This window comes from Bacteroides sp. 51 (genome assembly GCF_010500965.1).
Lineage (GTDB): Bacteria > Bacteroidota > Bacteroidia > Bacteroidales > Bacteroidaceae > Bacteroides.
This window is the reverse complement of record NZ_QVMI01000086.1, coordinates 741-1,750: the sequence shown is the minus strand read 5'-3', so window position 1 is coordinate 1,750 and position 1,010 is coordinate 741. Positions and strand designations below refer to the sequence as shown.

Sequence of the window (1,010 nt, the reverse complement as noted above, 5' to 3'; positions counted from 1 at the left end):
GGCATGGTACGGAGAAGACCACTCGTATTTATCTGTCTTCTTTTTCTCATGAGCATCTTCGCGAGGCCGGATGTACGGTATTCGATACTGTTATCCGCCTGTTCTATAAGGGTCGAGGTCGAAAAGGTGCCGGTGTAAAGAAGCTTGCACGGACTCGTGTGTTTACGATGGAAACCGGATGTTTTGCTGTGATTTCTCCCGAGAATAAAGGAAAGGATGAGGGGGTAAGAAATAATAGAAAATGTCCGTCATCTTATACATGACGGACATTGCTGGTACAAAGTAAGTGACTTTGTTCGAAATACACAATAGATGGTCCCCTTTAAAGTCCTATTTTAACTTTTCAACTTGCCTTATATATAGTGCAAATATATTTACATCATTTTTCGCGTATATATAATAGCAAATAGGGGGTATTTTCTGAAAATCGGAAGAAATTCGTTTGGAGACTGATTTGTGTTTAATGCGTAAATTACGATATATTAACTAAATGAATTTGTTCCGCAGGCTTTTTTTTGCCTTTTAAAGACCAATCCGGAAATTGAATGAAGGGGTGAATTGGCATGGTTTTTATTGATGGGTTTAGTGTAAAACGGGGTGGATAGTTGAAATAACGTAAAACCCTACAAAAAAAGAATTATTTTCTCTCCTCGCTTACAAATCACATACTATCCAGTATATTTGTCACTGAGAATGAATAAATACCAATAGTAAAGTTGCGAGTACCATAGATTACAGCGCCTCTTTCCGCCGCTATCCTATCGGCATACAGCGTTTCGAAAAACTTCGACGATATAAATCAACCCTATAAAAAGGAATACATATATCACTCTTTCTGGGATGATTGCTTCGGAAATCATTTTCGGGCGTTTCGCGAACCGCCCCTACAGCCAATTATTTTCCTCGTAGCTGGTGTATTAAAAAGTCCCATGCAAAAAGATTTTTGCGTTCAACTTTTCCCCCAAATGTCCCACGCAAACCACCGGAATGTCCCACGCAAAAATCAATTT

The 1,010-nt window shown here is 39.0% G+C and carries 1 protein-coding gene; it reads left to right on the top strand.

Going from position 1 to position 1,010, the window contains the following annotated elements; genetic code table 11:
- Positions 1 to 263, top strand: a 263-nt coding sequence (locus D0T87_RS23570; protein ID WP_163178605.1) for a hypothetical protein, incomplete at its 5' end; no start/stop codon positions are given.
- Positions 264 to 1,010 lie beyond the last annotated feature (747 nt).